Origin of the sequence: Proteus sp. HMSC14B05 (assembly GCF_001808035.1) — a bacterium.
Lineage (GTDB): Bacteria > Pseudomonadota > Gammaproteobacteria > Enterobacterales > Enterobacteriaceae > Proteus > Proteus mirabilis.
The window spans coordinates 119,625-135,886 of record NZ_KV791983.1; the positions used below are offsets into that span (position 1 = coordinate 119,625).

At 40.0% G+C, this 16,262-nt stretch carries 15 protein-coding genes; 9 read left to right on the forward strand and 6 right to left on the reverse strand.

Going from position 1 to position 16,262, the window contains the following annotated elements; genetic code table 11:
- Nucleotides 1-213: 213 nt before the first annotated feature.
- From HMPREF3129_RS06335 to caiF, 4 genes are all read left to right on the forward strand, one after another.
- Nucleotides 214-675: a regulatory protein RecX gene (locus HMPREF3129_RS06335; protein WP_036919119.1), complete on the forward strand. Its 462-nt coding sequence runs from the start codon at nt 214-216 to the stop codon at nt 673-675.
- Between the two features lie 328 nt (nt 676-1,003).
- Entirely contained in the window at nt 1,004-1,615 is a 612-nt protein-coding gene (locus tag HMPREF3129_RS06340) for a lytic polysaccharide monooxygenase (RefSeq protein WP_017628514.1), read from the forward strand.
- A 262-nt stretch (nt 1,616-1,877) separates the two neighbouring features.
- Nucleotides 1,878-2,540, forward strand: coding sequence for a fructose-6-phosphate aldolase (fsa, locus tag HMPREF3129_RS06345; RefSeq protein ID WP_004245799.1), 663 nt, complete (start codon nt 1,878-1,880; stop codon nt 2,538-2,540).
- A gap of 718 nt (nt 2,541-3,258) precedes the next feature.
- Nucleotides 3,259-3,651, forward strand: a complete 393-nt coding sequence (gene caiF / locus HMPREF3129_RS06350; RefSeq protein WP_004250151.1) for a carnitine metabolism transcriptional regulator CaiF — start codon at nt 3,259-3,261, stop codon at nt 3,649-3,651.
- 63 nt (nt 3,652-3,714) lie between these two features.
- On the opposite strand, the gene caiE is transcribed toward caiF, so the two are convergent.
- From caiE to caiT, 6 genes are all read right to left on the reverse strand, one after another.
- Nucleotides 3,715-4,308 carry a carnitine operon protein CaiE gene (gene caiE / locus HMPREF3129_RS06355; RefSeq protein WP_017827367.1) on the reverse strand — a complete coding sequence of 198 codons (594 nt, stop codon included), beginning with the start codon at nt 4,306-4,308 and terminating at the stop codon, nt 3,715-3,717.
- Between the two features lie 39 nt (nt 4,309-4,347).
- Nucleotides 4,348-5,133 carry a crotonobetainyl-CoA hydratase gene (gene caiD, locus HMPREF3129_RS06360; protein WP_012368456.1) on the reverse strand — a complete coding sequence of 262 codons (786 nt, stop codon included), beginning with the start codon at nt 5,131-5,133 and terminating at the stop codon, nt 4,348-4,350.
- Between the two features lie 65 nt (nt 5,134-5,198).
- Entirely contained in the window at nt 5,199-6,755 is a 1,557-nt protein-coding gene (caiC, locus tag HMPREF3129_RS06365; protein ID WP_036905017.1) for a crotonobetaine/carnitine-CoA ligase, read from the reverse strand.
- A gap of 77 nt (nt 6,756-6,832) precedes the next feature.
- On the reverse strand, nt 6,833-8,053 hold the full coding sequence (gene caiB, locus HMPREF3129_RS06370) for an L-carnitine CoA-transferase (protein ID WP_004245794.1): 1,221 nt from the start codon (nt 8,051-8,053) through the stop codon (nt 6,833-6,835).
- A 69-nt stretch (nt 8,054-8,122) separates the two neighbouring features.
- Entirely contained in the window at nt 8,123-9,265 is a 1,143-nt protein-coding gene (gene caiA, locus HMPREF3129_RS06375; RefSeq protein ID WP_004245793.1) for a crotonobetainyl-CoA dehydrogenase, read from the reverse strand.
- 42 nt (nt 9,266-9,307) lie between these two features.
- Complete coding sequence (caiT, locus tag HMPREF3129_RS06380) at nt 9,308-10,822, reverse strand: L-carnitine/gamma-butyrobetaine antiporter (protein WP_004245792.1); 1,515 nt, start codon at nt 10,820-10,822, stop codon at nt 9,308-9,310.
- Nucleotides 10,823-11,420: 598 nt separating this feature from the next.
- Here caiT and HMPREF3129_RS06385 point away from each other — a divergent pair.
- The 5 genes from HMPREF3129_RS06385 to HMPREF3129_RS06405 all read left to right on the forward strand — a co-directional run bounded on the left by HMPREF3129_RS06385 (nt 11,421) and on the right by HMPREF3129_RS06405 (nt 16,191).
- Complete coding sequence (locus tag HMPREF3129_RS06385) at nt 11,421-12,194, forward strand: electron transfer flavoprotein FixA (protein WP_004249233.1); 774 nt, start codon at nt 11,421-11,423, stop codon at nt 12,192-12,194.
- Between the two features lie 11 nt (nt 12,195-12,205).
- Nucleotides 12,206-13,144, forward strand: coding sequence for an FAD-binding protein (locus tag HMPREF3129_RS06390; protein ID WP_004249234.1), 939 nt, complete (start codon nt 12,206-12,208; stop codon nt 13,142-13,144).
- Between the two features lie 55 nt (nt 13,145-13,199).
- Nucleotides 13,200-14,492, forward strand: a complete 1,293-nt coding sequence (locus HMPREF3129_RS06395; RefSeq protein WP_004249235.1) for an FAD-dependent oxidoreductase — start codon at nt 13,200-13,202, stop codon at nt 14,490-14,492.
- On the forward strand, nt 14,489-14,776 hold the full coding sequence (gene fixX, locus HMPREF3129_RS06400) for a ferredoxin-like protein FixX (protein WP_017827370.1): 288 nt from the start codon (nt 14,489-14,491) through the stop codon (nt 14,774-14,776). The genes HMPREF3129_RS06395 and fixX overlap by 4 nt, the downstream gene beginning before the upstream one ends.
- A gap of 83 nt (nt 14,777-14,859) precedes the next feature.
- Complete coding sequence (locus tag HMPREF3129_RS06405; RefSeq protein ID WP_036919117.1) at nt 14,860-16,191, forward strand: MFS transporter; 1,332 nt, start codon at nt 14,860-14,862, stop codon at nt 16,189-16,191.
- The last annotated feature ends 71 nt before the right edge of the window (nt 16,192-16,262 follow it).

Here is a 16,262-nt window from a genome sequence, read left to right on the forward strand (position 1 = left end):
CTAAGTGTTTTTAACTAATAATCATCTTTATCTTCAGTTATTCTTAATAAAAGCAGATGATTTTATGGTGATAAATAACGGGGTTTACCAAGCGTGATTGTACTATTTTTGTACAGCTATTGATAAGTTCCGATTAATTGGTCGCATTGATAAGTAACTGCGATAAGATATGTAGGATACCAAACTGGGGTGCAATAACATTAAGGAGTTGCGATGACTTATGATGAATTATACCAATACGCTATATTTATGTTGTCGCGTCGTGATTATGGCACCACTGAGCTGAAACGCCGTTTAGCACGTAGGATCAACGAAGTCGATAAAGCTAAACAGAGCACAACCGATGAAAGATGCTTAGAGCAAGTGATCGAGCGATTATTAGAAGGCCAATATCTGGATGATAATCGCACGGTATATGCTTTTTTTCGTCGTTATTTAAGTAAATCTTATGGCCCGCTGCGTATTCGCCAAGAGTTACAGCAAAAAGGCTTTCCCAGTGAAATTATTGCACGGGTACTAGAAGAAACAGAAACTGATTGGTATGCACTCTGCCAAGATCTTAAAGAGAAAAAATTTGGTACAGGTAAACCCAAAGATTTTAAAGAGAGAGCCAAACAAATTCGCTATCTCCAATATCGAGGGTTTACTTCTGATTATATCAATGCGTTATTTTAATTGATTAACGAAGTGCCATGGCATATTTATCATCAAACTAATTTTTATAAAGAATAGTTAATTTAAGTGAAATGTTAATTTAAAACTATTCTTTAATAATAAACTTATTTTATATACTCTTGTTTATATTTTTATTATTTCAATAGTTAATCATCATCTAATAAATATTAAATGACTGTTTTAGTCTCCTTTTAATATTAAATTAAATGACGATATTGCTCACAGATTTTAATAAATATATATTTAATTATCTATTTTTGACTAATATCTAATGTGATTGACATAATCATTATATTTTAAAAGATTCAATTATTATTGAGGATTTATTATGAAGAAAAATAAACTTATGCTATTTACTGCAACATTATTATTATCATCTGCAGGTATTATTTCAACAGCATCAGCTGAGGTGACATTAAAGCATGGCTATATTGATAGTCCACCCAGCAGAGCTTTTCTTTGTTCATCCAAAGGGGGGAATTTAAATAAAAATTGTGGTCCGATACAGTATGAACCGCAATCCATTGAAGGGGATAAAGGATTCCCTAAAGGTGGTCCTGCAGATGGTGAAATTGCCAGTGGTGGAAAGGCAACTTTTTCTGCTTTAAATGCACAAAGTGCAGATCGCTGGCATAAAGTGGCAATGAAAAGTGGCGAAAATACTTTTAAGTGGACATTAACTGCAAAACATAGCACTGAATCATGGCGCTTCTTTATTACAAAACCAGGGTGGGATGTTAATAAACCATTGACCCGTGCTGATTTTGATTTAACACCTTTTTGCCAACGAAATGATAATGGGAAAATACCCACAGAAACCGTAACATTAAATTGTAATATACCAGAACGTTCTGGTTATCAAATTATTTTAGGTGTTTGGGATATTGCTGATACGGGTAATGCTTTTTATCAAGTTATTGATGCTGAATTTAAAAAATAACTCGCTATATTTTATTTAAATAATTATTTTAGTCATGCTATTAATCTTAATACTATTAAGATCGAGGCTATACTTAATAGCAAAAAATTATATTAATGATAAGGATTAAATAAATATAACGGTTATTTTTTGTTTAATTGTTAGCGCCGTGAAAATGGCGCTATTTTCATCTGTTCTACTAGAAATTCTTCGCTCACAATGCTACTTTCTAATCTATACCTATAATTATTTAGCTTAAAACCAACATCATTGAGGCGCGATTATGGAAATCTATTTAGATACCGCAGATATTGAAGAAGTGAGAAAACTTTCACAAGTGCTTCCTATTGCTGGTGTCACTACCAATCCTTCTATTATTGCTCAATCAGCGCAGCCCATTGAAACGCTATTACCTGAATTAAAAGCCGCTATGGGCGGTAAGGGGCGGGTATTTGCGCAGGTAATTGCCCGTGATATCGATACCATGATTGAAGAAGCATTGCGCATTGGTAATATTGCCGATAATACTGTGATTAAAATTCCCGTCACTGAAGCTGGCTTGGTTGCTATTAAACAATTAAAGCAAAAAAATATGTTGGTATTGGGGACTGCTATTTACAGTGTGTCTCAAGGGTTGATGGCGGCGTTAGCAGGGGCTGATTATATCGCTCCTTATGTGCATCGTATGGATAGACAAGGCTCTGATGGTGTGAGAGTAGTAAGAGAGTTGCAAACGCTGATTTCCATGCATAATTTACCCACTAAAATACTGGCAGCTAGTTTTAAAACACCACGCCAAGTGGTTGATTGTCTGTTGTCTGGCGCTTCGGCAGTAACACTTCCGATAGAGCTTGCCTACTCTATTATCCGTTCACCCGTAGTCGATGATGCGATTAATAAATTTACTGATGATTGGTCATTAGCCTTTAATCGCCAATCATTGTAATGATTTTATTGTGTTTGTTATTTGGCGCTATTTAATGTTAATGGCGCCAATAAAATAATAATCATAGGTAAAATAAATATTATTCTTATTCAATTTTTCTGTCTATATTAAATAAAAACTCTACTGATGAATTAGACTATTTAAAAAGAATAGAATGCTGAGCATTGTACTATATTGTAGAAATATTATCTGATTAAATTGCGCAATAATAATTTATTATATCGACTTGTGTTTTTAAAGTAAGATTATTCTCTGCTAAATTATCGTATACGCGGATAAGGTGTAATTTAATCAATTATTGATTTATATCTAACAATAAGTTGCCTTTGTGGTAATCTAAAAATAAATCTATTACTATAACCTTAGCATTTTAATGGATTAATAATATAATATTTTTATGCTATTTTGTTGTTTATAAACACTTTTATCATGTTCTTTTATTCTTTTTGTCCGTTCTTACTGTAAACTCAGTAAGTTGATTTTATTTATTTTTATTAGTGTTATTTTATATTTAATAACAACAAAATAAATTGTAATTAATGTGTTAATTAAAGAGTTTGGTTGTTAATGATATACAAAATATTATTTATTTTTAAATAACTAACTGAATGAATTAACAGGGAAAGCCGATACTCCGCGGTTAAATAAAATTAACATATAGTTATTATCTTTATTTAGAGATAAATAAACTTTGATTTGTAATATTGTTGGAGTAAATATGTGTGAAGAAGACATAAATAAACCACTCTATTTGTTAATTGCAGACTGGGTTCAAGAGCAACAACGCTGGGTGAGTGCGAAAGAGATCGCTAAAAATTTTGATATCCCCCAATGTAATGCGATTAATATCGTTTCTTATATTCTTTCTGATGTAAAAGAGATTGAGTGTGAAACCAAAAGCGTTCCTAATCAATTGGAAGGAAGAGGGTGCCAATGCCAACGGATGATCAAAGTCAGTCATATTGATCCTGCTCTTTATTCTCGTTTAAAAGGTCATACGCAAAGTAAAAGTCGTTTAAGCGCCCCAGAGAAATTAGCAGCTATGATCCCTCATGGGCTGAATCACCAACAAAAATGGCAATGGATGTTGTCAAAATCACAACGGCGTTAATTGATAGCCGAGTGTTAAAATAAAGCAATACGACAGGCGTTTGTTGTGCCTGTCGCTGTTGGTTTATTGACCTTTGGGTTTTACCTCTGTCGTGCCCCTTAAACGAGGACGATTAGCTTCAGGGGCTGTTAATGGTGTCGTTTCTACTAAGCTTTGACGACAACGAACAGTGAGATCTTGATATTCACGAGTGTTCATACGTTTCCACTGCATATCTTGGTCGCTAATATCACGTACATGTTTTGCTGGGCTTCCCATTAACATTTGTCTCGCCTGCCCTTGAAAGCCCGCTTTCACAAAGCTCATGGCGGCAACAATACTTTCCTCACCAATGATCGCACCATCCATAATCACGCTATTCATGCCGACTAGGCTATCACGACCGATAATACAACTGTGAAGAATAGCACCATGACCAATATGACCATTTTCTTGCACAATGGTATCCATATCCGTATAACCATGCATAACACAGCCATCTTGAAGATTTGCACCTGCTTCAACAATTAAACGGCCATAATCACCCCGTAATGAAGCCAAAGGGCCAATATAAACACCAGCACCAATAATGACATCGCCAATTAGTACTGCTGATGGGTGAATGTAAGCTGTTGGATGAACAACAGGAATAACACCTTCAAATGCATAGATACTCATCAGTTTTCCTCTTAGTTGTATTATCAATTCAAGTGATAATTATCGTCCTTTCCATTCAGGTGAGCGTTTTTCGGCAAAGGCTAGCGGGCCTTCGAGTGCATCTTCTGAATGTAAAACACGTGGGTAATATTTTAGAACACCACTGCGCATTAATTTGTAGCCTTCTTCAATCGAAAGCTCGCTAGTGGCACGGTAGATCTCTTTTAATGCAGCGACTGCAAGTGGCGCACTGTTGGCGATTTGATCGGCTAATTCACGGGCGCTATCCATCAGTTCAGTCGCACTGACAACGCGGTTAGCAATGCCCCAGCGTAGCGCCTCTTGTGCATTCATACGACGGCCAGTCATGAGCATTTCATTGACAATTGCAGGAGGTAAGCGTTTAGGTAAACGTAAAACACCGCCACTGTCAGGAACAATACCTAATTGTGCTTCTGGCAAGGCAAAAGAAGCATTGTCTGAACAAATTATCATGTCGGCTGCCAGTGCTAATTCAAAGCCACCCCCAAAAGCATAGCCGTTAATGGCAGCAATGACAGGTTTATTAAGATCAAATAATTCCGTTAAGCCCGCAAAGCCACCAGCACCAAAGTCTGCATCAGGGGCTTCTCCTTCAGCTGCGGCTTTCAAATCCCAGCCGGCACAAAAGAATCGTTCACCAGCACCTGTAATAATGGCAACGCGTAAACTAGGATCATCACGAAAACGCATAAATACCTCACCCATTTCATGACTGGTTTTGGCATCAATTGCATTGGCTTTCGGTCTATCTAATATAATTTCAAGCACTGAACCACGTGTTGTTAGATGTAATGATTGGCTCATGTCATATTCCTTTTTCAATAAAAATAAGCAGTTATAATTAACTGTCACGAAAACCCACTTATGGCCTATTTCAAATGCTTTTTGATCACTTTGCCTGAGCAATTACGTGGTAACCCCTGTTTAAACTCAACGGCGGAAGGCACTTTAAATTTCGCCATATTCTGTTCACAAAAGGCGAAAAAGGCTTCTTCACTTAACGTTTCACCGTCAACCAGTACCACAAAGGCTTTAATGGCTTCATCGCGAATATCATCAGGTACACCAATTACTGCTACATCTTGGATTTTAGGATGTGATGCGATGATATTTTCAATTTCAATACAAGAGACGTTTTCACCACCGCGTTTGATCATGTTGCAACTGCGATCAACAAAATAGAAAAAGCCTTCGTCATCTCGATAACCATAGTCACCCGTGTGTAACCAACCATCAGGCTCTAGCGCTTTTTCTGTTGCATCGGGGCGATTGTAATACTCTTTAAATAAGGTTTTTCCCGGTTCACCTTTGACGCAGATCTCACCGACTACACCGTTAGGAACTTGCTGATTTTGTTTGTCGCGAATTTGCGCTTGATAACAAAATCCCGGTCTACCAATAGATGGCCAGCGGCGTTTATCGCCAGGTCTGTCACCGATTAAGCCAACAATGGTTTCTGTCATGCCGTAAGAGGTGAGTAATCGCACATTAAAGCGTTCAATAAAGGCATCTTTCTCCTCATCTGCAAGATTGAGGTAAAACATCACTTCGCGCAGTTTATGTTGCTTTTCATCTGGTGAGACTGGTTGTGCCATTAAGGTGCGCATCATCATGGGTATGCATTCTGTTACCGTTGCTTGGTATTTGAGAATTTGCTTCCAGAAGGCTCTTGCACTGTATTTTTCCAGTAGTACAAATGTGGCACCGACAGAAAAAGCAGGAAGTGATGCAGTACACTGACAATCGATATGAAAAGCAGGCATGACGGTAAGATAGATATCATCTTCCCGTAAGGCGTTCTGCCATGATGAGTAGTAGCCAGCAAAACGTAAATTATAATGCGTAATAACTACTCCTTTGGGTTGTGAAGTAGTTCCTGAGGTAAAAAGGATTTCAGCCGTGTCATCCACACTTAATGGGGTGTGATGATTAAGCGTAACGGGATGCTTGGCTTTTTCACTTAAAAAATCAACAACCCCTTTTTCAGTAGGGAGACCGTTTTCTGTTATTAAAAACAGTTGCGTTAAAGGAGAGTGCTTATCGTGCAACATCGGTTGGTAAATTGGAGAGAAATTATCACTTGTTACCACAAAGTGTGCTTGGCAATGGTTAATGATCCAAGCACTCTCTTCATACATAAAGCGGGCATTAATGGGCACCATAACAGCGCCAATTTTTGCCAGTCCAAACCAGCAAAAGAAAAATTCTGGGCAGTTATCAAGATGTAAGGCAACATGGTCGCCTTTTTTTATACCACAGGCATGAAAAAGATTTGCGGCTCTGTTGATCTCTTCATTTAATTCACTGTAGCTAAATTGTCTGACTTTCCCTTGTGCAGATTCAAAAATTAGCGCTGTTTTTTTATCATAAACTTCAGCTAAATCATCCCACATTTGCCGTAAGTGTTGTCTGCCAATCACATCCATTAAACTGTTATCCCATGCTTTTGCCGTAAGCTCAGGTATTGTGGGATAGTGCCACTTGTACCTGAGTCTAACGGTATTTACTCTACGATTTTAGCTAGCCCTTTATCGACTAGCTCCCTAATTTGTTCGTCGCTATAACCGATATTTTTCAAAATCGCATTGGTATCCATGCCGTGAGCAGGCATACCACGCCAGATTTTTCCTGGATTATTTTTGAATTTCGGCATGATATTTGGTCCCTTACAGGTTTCACCACTCATCGTTTTCCATTGAGTAATTGACTCTCGAGCCACGTATTGTGGATTGCCTTCTAATTCAGGAATGGTTAACACTTTTGCACTGGCAATATTGAGTTCAGATAGGCGTTTTAGTACGGCGGTAATCGGCTGGTTGGCTAGCCATTCATCTAATTTATCTTCAAAGAGTTGACCATGAGGGCAATTAATACGGTGGATCAGTTGTGTCCCTTTGGGGACTTCAGGAGTACCTAATAGATGAGCAAGACCAATATCTTTAAAAATTTCTTCAATTTGAGTGATGCCGACCACTTCCATCACGATATAACCATCTTGGCAACGGTATAAGCCACAGCCGGCATAGTATGGATCTTTGCCTTTGGTCATTCGTGGACAGATTTCTCCGCCATTAAAATAGTCCATCATGAAGTATTGCCCCATTCGCAACATCACTTCATACATTGCAATATCAATACTTTCCCCTTTGCCTGTTTGTTGCACTTTGTACAGTGCCGCTAATGCTGAGGTGGTTGCCGTCATACCAGAGAAATAGTCAGCGGTATAAGGAAAAGCGGGCATAGGTTGGTCTTTATCGCCGTTTTGAATGAGATAGCCACTAAATGCTTGAGCAATAGTGTTGTAGGCTGGAAGGTTGGTATATTGCGGATCGCCATATTGACCAAAGCCGGATAAGTGCGCGATAACCAATTTAGGGTTATGCTCCCATAAAACCTCATCGGTAATACCGCGACGGGCAAAGGCAGGACCTTTGCTGGCTTCGATAAAAATATCCGTGGTTTCCATTAATTTTAGGAAAGCATCACGGCCTTCGTCTTTGAAAATATTTAACGATAACGCATGTAGATTGCGACGGGAAAGCTGTGGATAATGGGGTTGAACACGAATGGTATCCGCCCATGCAACGTTTTCAATCCAAATGACCTCTGCACCCCACTCTGCAAACATCTGTCCTGCAAATGGCCCGGCAATCTCAATACCTGAAAACACCACACGAACTCCAGCTAGTGGCCCAAATTGTGGCATGGGTAAATGTTCTGTCATAATGTCACCTCGTCAGTGGACTGTTTGAACACTCCCTCACTTGATGTTAAGAGAGTGCTCTGCGATTAATTAACGATACTGTTTCAGTACAGCGCGTCCTAATGTCAGGATCTGCATTTCATCAGAGCCACCAGATACACGGTCAACGCGTAGATCACGCCAAAAACGTGCAATACGGTGTTCACCTGCGATCCCCACACCACCCAGCACTTGCATCGCACTATCAACCACTTCAAAGGCTGCATTCGCACAGAAGTATTTACACATTGCAGCATCACCGGAGGTAATTAAGCCATTGTCACTTTTCCATGCAGTTTCATATAACATGTTGCGCATTGAATTGAGTTTGATCGCCATATGGGCGAATTTTTCTTGAATAAGTTGGAAACGACCGATAGTCTCACCAAATTGAACCCGTTGGTTGGCGTAGCGCGCCGCATCTTCAAACGCACACATGGCGGTACCATAGTTAGTCAGTGCCACTAAGAAACGCTCATGATCAAACTCTTCTTTCACACGGTTAAAGCCGTTACCTTCGCGACCAAACATATCTTTTTCTTCAAGTTCAACGTTGTCGAAGGTGATTTCACAGCAGCTATCCATACGTAAACCCAGTTTTTCTAGCTTAGTGACTTTAATGCCGGGTTTACTCATATCGACAAACCATTCGGTAAAGATGGGTTTATCAGGGGAAGCCGCATCACGACTCATCACGACGATATAAGGGGTATAAGCACTACTGGTGATAAAGCATTTGCTACCGTTGAGGTAAACTTTGCCATTTTTACGGGTATAAGTGGTTTGTAAGCTGCCCACATCAGAACCGGCCCCCGGTTCAGTGATCGCTGAGTTCCACATCTGTTTGCCTGTACCACGAAACGCCATGATTTTGTCGATTTGTTCTTGAGTCCCTTCACGCAATACGGTGTTAAATCCCCCCGGTAATTGATAGAGCACATAGGTTGGCGCACCTAAACGACCTAATTCCATCCAAATTGCGGCAACAGTAACAAATCCGGCATTTAAGCCACCGTGCTCTTCAGGGATAAGCAGATTGTCAATTTCCATATCCGCTAAGGCCTTAACAAAACGCTCTGGGTATTTACTTTCGCGATCACACTGTGCGAAATAAGCTTCCCAGTTTTCACTGGCCATTAATTCGCGGACACCGTCAACAAACAGTTCCTGCTCATCATTCAATCTAAAATCCATGTTAATAACCTCTTAATGTGTCATTTTTTGCGTATAGGGAGATCAATCTTTCCAGTGCACTTTGGCATCTTTTATAAAGGACAAGGTGACCATGATATTGACGAAAAATAGTGGGCATCCTCCGGCAATAATGGCGGTTTGGATCGGTTTTAAGCCGCCTAATGCTAGTAAAATAATGCCGATAATACCGACTAATACAGACCAGCCGATGCGTACCAATAATGGTGGTTCAGCCCCTTCTTTCATGGAGCGACAAGTTGACATTGCTAGTGTGTAAGAGCAGGCATTGATTAAAGTGACGGTGGCGATAAAGCAGAGAATAAAGAAGCCCCACATGGTTGCTGTACTGAGGGGTAAAGCGGCCCATGTTTCGATAATGGCGCGTGGCACACCATATTGATCAATCAGTTGCGGAATATTAAGGATATTTTGGTCAATCAGTTGTAAAGTGTTACCCCCCAGAATAGTCCAAATCAGCCAAGTTCCTGCGGTTAAACCTGATACCATTCCTAAACATAATTCACGAACAGTACGACCTTTAGAAATACGCGCTAAGAAGATACTCATTTGAATGGCGTAAATAACCCACCAAGCCCAATAGAAGACAGTCCAAGCCTGAGGAAAACCCCCTTTACCAATAGGATCGGTGTAAAACAACATACGTGGCATATACATCAGCAATGTACCCACAGAATCTGTGAAGTAATTGACAATAAAGCTGGCACCACCCACGATAAATACCCAACCTAACATTAAGAAGCTCAGGTAAGTACGCACATCACTGGCGATTTTTACCCCTTTTTGTAGACCAAATGCCACGCAAATAGCGTTGAGTAAGATCCAGCAAGAGATAATAATGGCATCTAATTGTAGAGTGTGAGGAATACCAAATAAGTATTGAATACATTCAGTTACCAAAGGCGTTGCAAGCCCAAGGCTGGTGCCCATTGCTAGGATCAAGGCGACCAAATAGAAATTGTCGACGACAGTACCAAATAAACCATTAACGTGTTTTTCACCCACTAATGGCGTTAAAGTGCTACTTGGGCGGATCACTTCCATTTTGCGTACAAAAAAGAAGTAAGCGAAGGCGACAGACAGGAAACTATAGGTTGCCCAAGGTAGCGGGCCCCAGTGGAATAAGCTGTAAGCTAACCCTATCTCTTTGGCTGGCGCGGAGTAACCTTCCATACCGAAAGGAGGACTTGAAATGTAGTAGTATATTTCAATTGAGCCCCAAAACAGTACAGCCGCTGATGTACAAGAAGCAAACATCATAAAGATCCAGCTTGCCGTACTAAATTCTGGTTTCTCATCGCCCAGGCGTTTTTTGGCATAACGTCCAAAAACCAACCAGAACCAGCCCCCGAACATGATCACCATATACCATTCGAAGGCCCAACCCCAGACATTGGTAACATAGCTGAAAACGGCATTGATCACTTCATTTGAAGCATCAAGATCGCGTACCGTTAACCAGCATAAAATACCAACAATGATTAATGGCGGAAAAAAAACCTTCGGTTCTATTCCTGCCTTTTTATTATCTTTGCTCATAGGTAAATTTTCCAAATATATTTAGCGCAGAAGTTTAATAAGTGTAAATTCCTAATTTCGAATAAACTCTTTTAGTTAGATCCTATATATTCCATTAATTGGTTTTTATCATAATCAAAAAACAAGTCGATTGGCTAATTTATAAAATCATTAATGAAGAAGAATAATGGATATTATTAATGTTCCATTCTGTTATTCACTTCACACTATTCTTTTTGTCGATTTTATGTTACGTTTTATAACCTTTTATTTTCATTTTAATTAATTGATAAATAAGGCTATATTTAGGTTTGTAATAAATGTGTTATATTCGCTCTTTCAATATTGTTGATCTTTGTGGCAATATTGAATATTAAATAAATCATTTCTTATTATGTTCAATATTGTTGATCCAGATAACAATATTGAAAGTTAATCACTTTAATTAAATTTAATTTCAATATTGGTGATGTATTTAGCAATATTGAACGCTATCCATCTCTTATTTAATAATCTTCAATATTGGTGATCTAGATTTAATTTCTTAATCATTTAATTGTGTTAATTGTATATTACATTGCCAGAGTAAATGACATATTTATTAATTTCAGGAGATGTAATGAAGATTATTACATGTTACAAGAGTGTTCCCGACGAACAGGATATTGTGGTCAATAATGCCGATGGTTCACTCGATTTTTCGCGCGCCAATAACAAAATTAGCCAATATGATTTAAATGCGATTGAAGCGGCAAATCAGTTAAAAACACAACTTGATGGTATTCAAATCACGGCAATGAGCGTAGGTGGTAACGCGCTGACTAACGCTAAAGCACGTAAAGATGTGTTATCTCGTGGTGCTGATGATCTCGTGGTGGTGGTTGATGAGCAATTGGAAGCTTCTCTTCCTTATCAAACGGCGACAGTGCTTGCTGCCGCTGCAACTAAGCAAGGGTACGATCTTATCTTATGTGGTGATGGCTCGGCAGATCTAAGTTCACAACAAGTGAGTTTGCTGGTGGGGGAGATCTTGAATATTCCTGCCATTAATGGGGTTAATAAAATTGTTTCTATTACAACTGATTCCATCACCGTTGAACGCGAATTAGAAAACGAAATTGAAACGCTTACTATCACCTTACCTGCGGTGATTGCCGTTTCTACCGATATCAACTCTCCGCAAATTCCATCTATGAAAGCCATTTTAGGTGCCGCTAAAAAGCCGGTTCAACAATGGAGTGTGGCCGATCTTGGTTTAGAGCCCATAACACCACGTTCAGAGCAAACCGTGTTAGCACCGAAACAAAAAGTACGTCAGCGCATTATTATTGAAGGTGATGGCGATGATCAAATTGCTGAATTTGCAGAATATTTACGAAAAATTATTAAGTAATAGGGGGAGTTATGAGCCAGTTTTCAACTGTTTGGGTGTTGAGTGATGTACTTTCCCCTTTACCAGAATTAATGGGAGGTGCTTCTTCATTAGGTCAATCAATCAATGTCTTTACCTTTAATGATGAGCAAAGCATCGCTGCCTTTAAATTAGGGGCGACAGCGGTTTTCCAATTAGAAGGTAAACCTGATGATCGCATTATGGAAGATTATGCACAAAGTATCGTTGAAACCATTAAATCACATAGCGATGCCGGCTTGGTCTTACTGCCGAATACGCGTCGTGGCAAATTATTTGCCGCTCGTTTAGGTCACCGTTTAGCCGCGGTAGTATCAAATGATGCACAATCATTAAGTACCCAAAATGATGCATTAGTGGCAAAACATATGGTTTACGGTGGACTTGCCTTTGGTGATGAAACATTAACAACACCTTATTGTGTTGTTACCGCAAGCACTGGCGCTTTTGACGTTGCATCAGAAACACAGGCTACGGGTACGGCACAAAAAGTAGCATGGATTGCCCCTTCACAAAGCATTATTTGCCAGTCTATTCAGCCAAGAAAAATCAATGCCGTCGATCTGGATAAAGCCCGTTTTGTGGTCAGTGTTGGTCGAGGTATTGGCAGTAAAGAAAATATTGCTATTGCAGAAGAGTTAGCAAAAGAGATTGGGGCTGAAATTGCCTGCTCTCGCCCTGTGGCTGAAAATGAAAAATGGATGGAGCATGAGCGTTATGTTGGCATTTCTAACCTGATGCTTAAGCCAGATCTGTATTTGGCGGTGGGTATTTCAGGGCAAATCCAACATATGGTTGGTGCAAATGGATCACAAACCATTATGGCGATCAACAAAGATAAAAATGCACCTATCTTCCAATTTGCTGACTACGGCATTGTCGGTGATTTAATGAAGATTTTGCCTGCACTTACCCGTCAACTATCTAACTGATTTAGTCAGCAGAGAAGATAACTTCTCTGCTTTATTTGCAAGTTCTGGAGATGTTATGTCCGATTCCGAAGATATTTTCGATGCCATTATTGTTGGCGCAGGATTAGCGGGCTCTGTGGCTGCACTTGTTTTAGCCAGAGAAGGTGCGCAGGTATTGCTAATAGAAAGAGGGAACTACGCCGGCGGAAAAAATGTAACGGGTGGTCGTCTATATGCCCATACCCTTGAGCGCATCATTCCTGAATTTGCGCAACAGGCTCCGGTTGAGCGGGTGATCACCCATGAAAAACTGTCATTTATGACACAAACAGGGGCTATGACTATCGACTATCAAAACGCTGAAACGCATAACCCTAATCATGCCTCTTGGTCTGTATTACGTGGTGAATTTGATCAATGGCTAATGGCGCAAGCCGAAGATGCAGGCGCCCAATGTATCACGGGCATTCGTGTTGATAAGTTAGTTGAGCGTGACGGTAAAATTGTCGGTGTAGAAGCAGATGGTGATGTATTAGAAGCCAAAGCGGTGATTTTGGCTGATGGTGTGAACTCACTTTTGGCTGAACAGTTAGGCATGACAAAACGAGTTGCAGCTGAAAATGTTGCCGTGGGCGTAAAAGAGATCATCGAACTGCCTGAAAGTGTCATTAAAGATCGTTTTAACCTAAAAGATAACGAAGGTGTAGCTTGGTTATTTGCCGGCTCTCCTACCGATGGGTTAATGGGGGGCGGTTTTTTATATACCAATAAAACGACGCTTTCTTTGGGGCTTGTCTGTGGGCTTCACCATATTAAAGATGCCAAAAAATCGGTTCCACAAATGCTAGAAGATTTTAAACAACACCCCGTTGTAGCACCGCTAATTGCTGATGGAAAAATGGTGGAATATAGCGCCCATGTGGTACCTGAGGCAGGGTTGCGAATGCAACACGAACTTGTTCGCGATGGTGTTTTGATAGCAGGAGATGCGGCAGGCATGTGTATGAATCTAGGCTTTACCATTAGAGGGATGGATTTAGCCATGGCATCAGGGGAAGCTGCTGCAAAAACGGTGCTTTCAGCAATGGCAAAAAATGATTTTAGTAAACAAACCCTTAATGAGTATCTCGATCATTTAGCACAGGGGCCTTTGCGCGATATGAAAGCATATCAACGTATGCCTGATTTACTAGATAATCCACGTATGTTTACTGCTTATCCTGACATGGTGGTTGGTATTGCAAAAGATCTCTTTACTGTCACCGATGATGCCCCTGTACCGATGCGTAAAACCATCATGCGTCATAGCAAAAAAGTGGGGTGGATGAATTTAATAAAAGATGGGATCAAAGGAGTAAAAGCAATATGAGTTCTCCTGTAAATGTCGATGTCAAATTGGGCATCAATAAATTTAATGTCGATGAAGAAAATCCACATATCGTCATTAAACAGCAACCTGATATGCAAGTATTAGACACACTGGTAAAAGCTTGTCCTGCGGGTCTTTATAAAAAACAACAAGATGGTAGCGTCAGCTTTGATTATGCAGGGTGCTTAGAGTGTGGAACGTGTCGAATTCTCGGTTTAGACAGTGCGCTTGAAAAATGGGAATACCCACGCGGAACGTTTGGCGTGGAATATCGTTACGGATGATGTATCGCTACTTTTCTCCCAGCGCTGTCTCCGGCCTGGGAGCTTTTCTTTCTTTGGTTAAAAAAATAGACTAGGACGCAGTCATGCAGCCCAGAAACTTTGATGATATTCGTTTTACCTCAGTACATCGTCGAGTGATGTTATGGGGAAGTGGCGGCCCTTTTCTTGATGGTTATGTATTAGTCATTATTGGTGTGGCGCTCGAACAATTAACACCTATATTACAGCTTGATACGCGATGGATTGGTTTGCTTGGTGCGGCAACATTAGCAGGGCTTTTTATTGGTACCTCACTTTTTGGCTATATTTGTGACAAAGTAGGGCGCCGTAAAATGTTCCTCGTTGATATTGTGGCTATTGCGGTGATTTCTATTGCGACCATGTTTGTTTCAACACCAATAGGGTTGTTAGTGATGCGCTTCCTTATTGGGATTGTGATTGGCGCTGACTATCCTATTGCAACTTCGATGATCACCGAATTTTCCAATAAAAAGCAACGTGCCTTTGCCGTCGGATTTATTGCTGCTATGTGGTATATCGGTGCGACATGTGCCAATTTAGTGGGTTATCTTTTATATGATGTCCAAGATGGCTGGCGTTGGATGTTAGGCAGTGCTTTTATTCCTTGCGTTATTATTCTAATTGGTCGCTTTGATCTCCCTGAATCACCGCTTTGGTTAATACGCCAAGGGCGTATTAAAGAGTGTAATAAAATGATGATCAAACTCTTTGGCGAGCCTGTGGTCTTTGAAGCAGAAGATGCTAAAACGACCCGTTTTATCGAATTATTTAATAAACGCCACTTCTCATTTGTGCTCTTTGTTGCCGTAATTTGGACCTGCCAAGTGATCCCGATGTTTGCCATTTATACCTTTGGCCCTCAAATCGTCGGTTTATTAGGATGGGATACAGGAAGAAGTGCGGCATTAGGCAATGTCGTGATCAGTCTATTTTTTATGTTGGGTTGTATTCCTGCGATGTTTTGGTTAAACCAAACGGGGCGGCGCCCACTGTTAATTGGTAGTTTTGCGATGATGACTTTAGCATTATTCACGCTGGGGATATTCCCGAATTTACCGATTTTATTCGTTATCTTAGCGTTTGCTACCTACGCTTTTTTCTCGGGAGGACCTGGCATTTTACAGTGGCTTTATCCGAATGAATTATTTCCAACCGATATCCGAGCATCGGCGGTGGGGGTTATTATGTCGATAAGCCGTATTGGGACGGTTATTTCCACCTGTGCGCTTCCCGCTTTTATTGCCACTTATGGGATCAATACCACAATGCTGGTGGGGGCGGCTATTTCTCTGTTTGGGATGATGGTATCAGTACTGTTTGCGCCAGAAACGAAGGGATTAACGTTAAAGCAGACATCAAAGATGCCTATGCGACGTGGTAAAAAATCCCTTTAATTGATCATTAATAAAATAAGTTAAGTGCTTTAAATAATTTTTTATTTAGATGTTATAAAAATTAATTGTTA

Excerpts from the sequence above, each read along its gene's own strand:
- HMPREF3129_RS06395 (WP_004249235.1), top strand. The coding sequence starts at position 13,200 with ATGTCCGATTCCGAAGATATTTTCGATGCCATTATTGTTGGCGCAGGA.
- caiC (WP_036905017.1), bottom strand. The coding sequence starts at position 6,755 with ATGGATGTGATTGGCAGACAACACTTACGGCAAATGTGGGATGATTTA.
- caiF (WP_004250151.1), top strand. The coding sequence starts at position 3,259 with ATGTGTGAAGAAGACATAAATAAACCACTCTATTTGTTAATTGCAGAC.
- caiB (WP_004245794.1), bottom strand. The coding sequence starts at position 8,053 with ATGACAGAACATTTACCCATGCCACAATTTGGGCCACTAGCTGGAGTT.
- fixX (WP_017827370.1), top strand. The coding sequence starts at position 14,489 with ATGAGTTCTCCTGTAAATGTCGATGTCAAATTGGGCATCAATAAATTT.
- HMPREF3129_RS06340 (WP_017628514.1), top strand. The coding sequence starts at position 1,004 with ATGAAGAAAAATAAACTTATGCTATTTACTGCAACATTATTATTATCA.
- fsa (WP_004245799.1), top strand. The coding sequence starts at position 1,878 with ATGGAAATCTATTTAGATACCGCAGATATTGAAGAAGTGAGAAAACTT.
- caiD (WP_012368456.1), bottom strand. The coding sequence starts at position 5,133 with ATGAGCCAATCATTACATCTAACAACACGTGGTTCAGTGCTTGAAATT.
- caiT (WP_004245792.1), bottom strand. The coding sequence starts at position 10,822 with ATGAGCAAAGATAATAAAAAGGCAGGAATAGAACCGAAGGTTTTTTTT.
- HMPREF3129_RS06390 (WP_004249234.1), top strand. The coding sequence starts at position 12,206 with ATGAGCCAGTTTTCAACTGTTTGGGTGTTGAGTGATGTACTTTCCCCT.
- caiA (WP_004245793.1), bottom strand. The coding sequence starts at position 9,265 with ATGGATTTTAGATTGAATGATGAGCAGGAACTGTTTGTTGACGGTGTC.
- HMPREF3129_RS06385 (WP_004249233.1), top strand. The coding sequence starts at position 11,421 with ATGAAGATTATTACATGTTACAAGAGTGTTCCCGACGAACAGGATATT.
- HMPREF3129_RS06335 (WP_036919119.1), top strand. The coding sequence starts at position 214 with ATGACTTATGATGAATTATACCAATACGCTATATTTATGTTGTCGCGT.
- HMPREF3129_RS06405 (WP_036919117.1), top strand. The coding sequence starts at position 14,860 with ATGCAGCCCAGAAACTTTGATGATATTCGTTTTACCTCAGTACATCGT.
- caiE (WP_017827367.1), bottom strand. The coding sequence starts at position 4,308 with ATGAGTATCTATGCATTTGAAGGTGTTATTCCTGTTGTTCATCCAACA.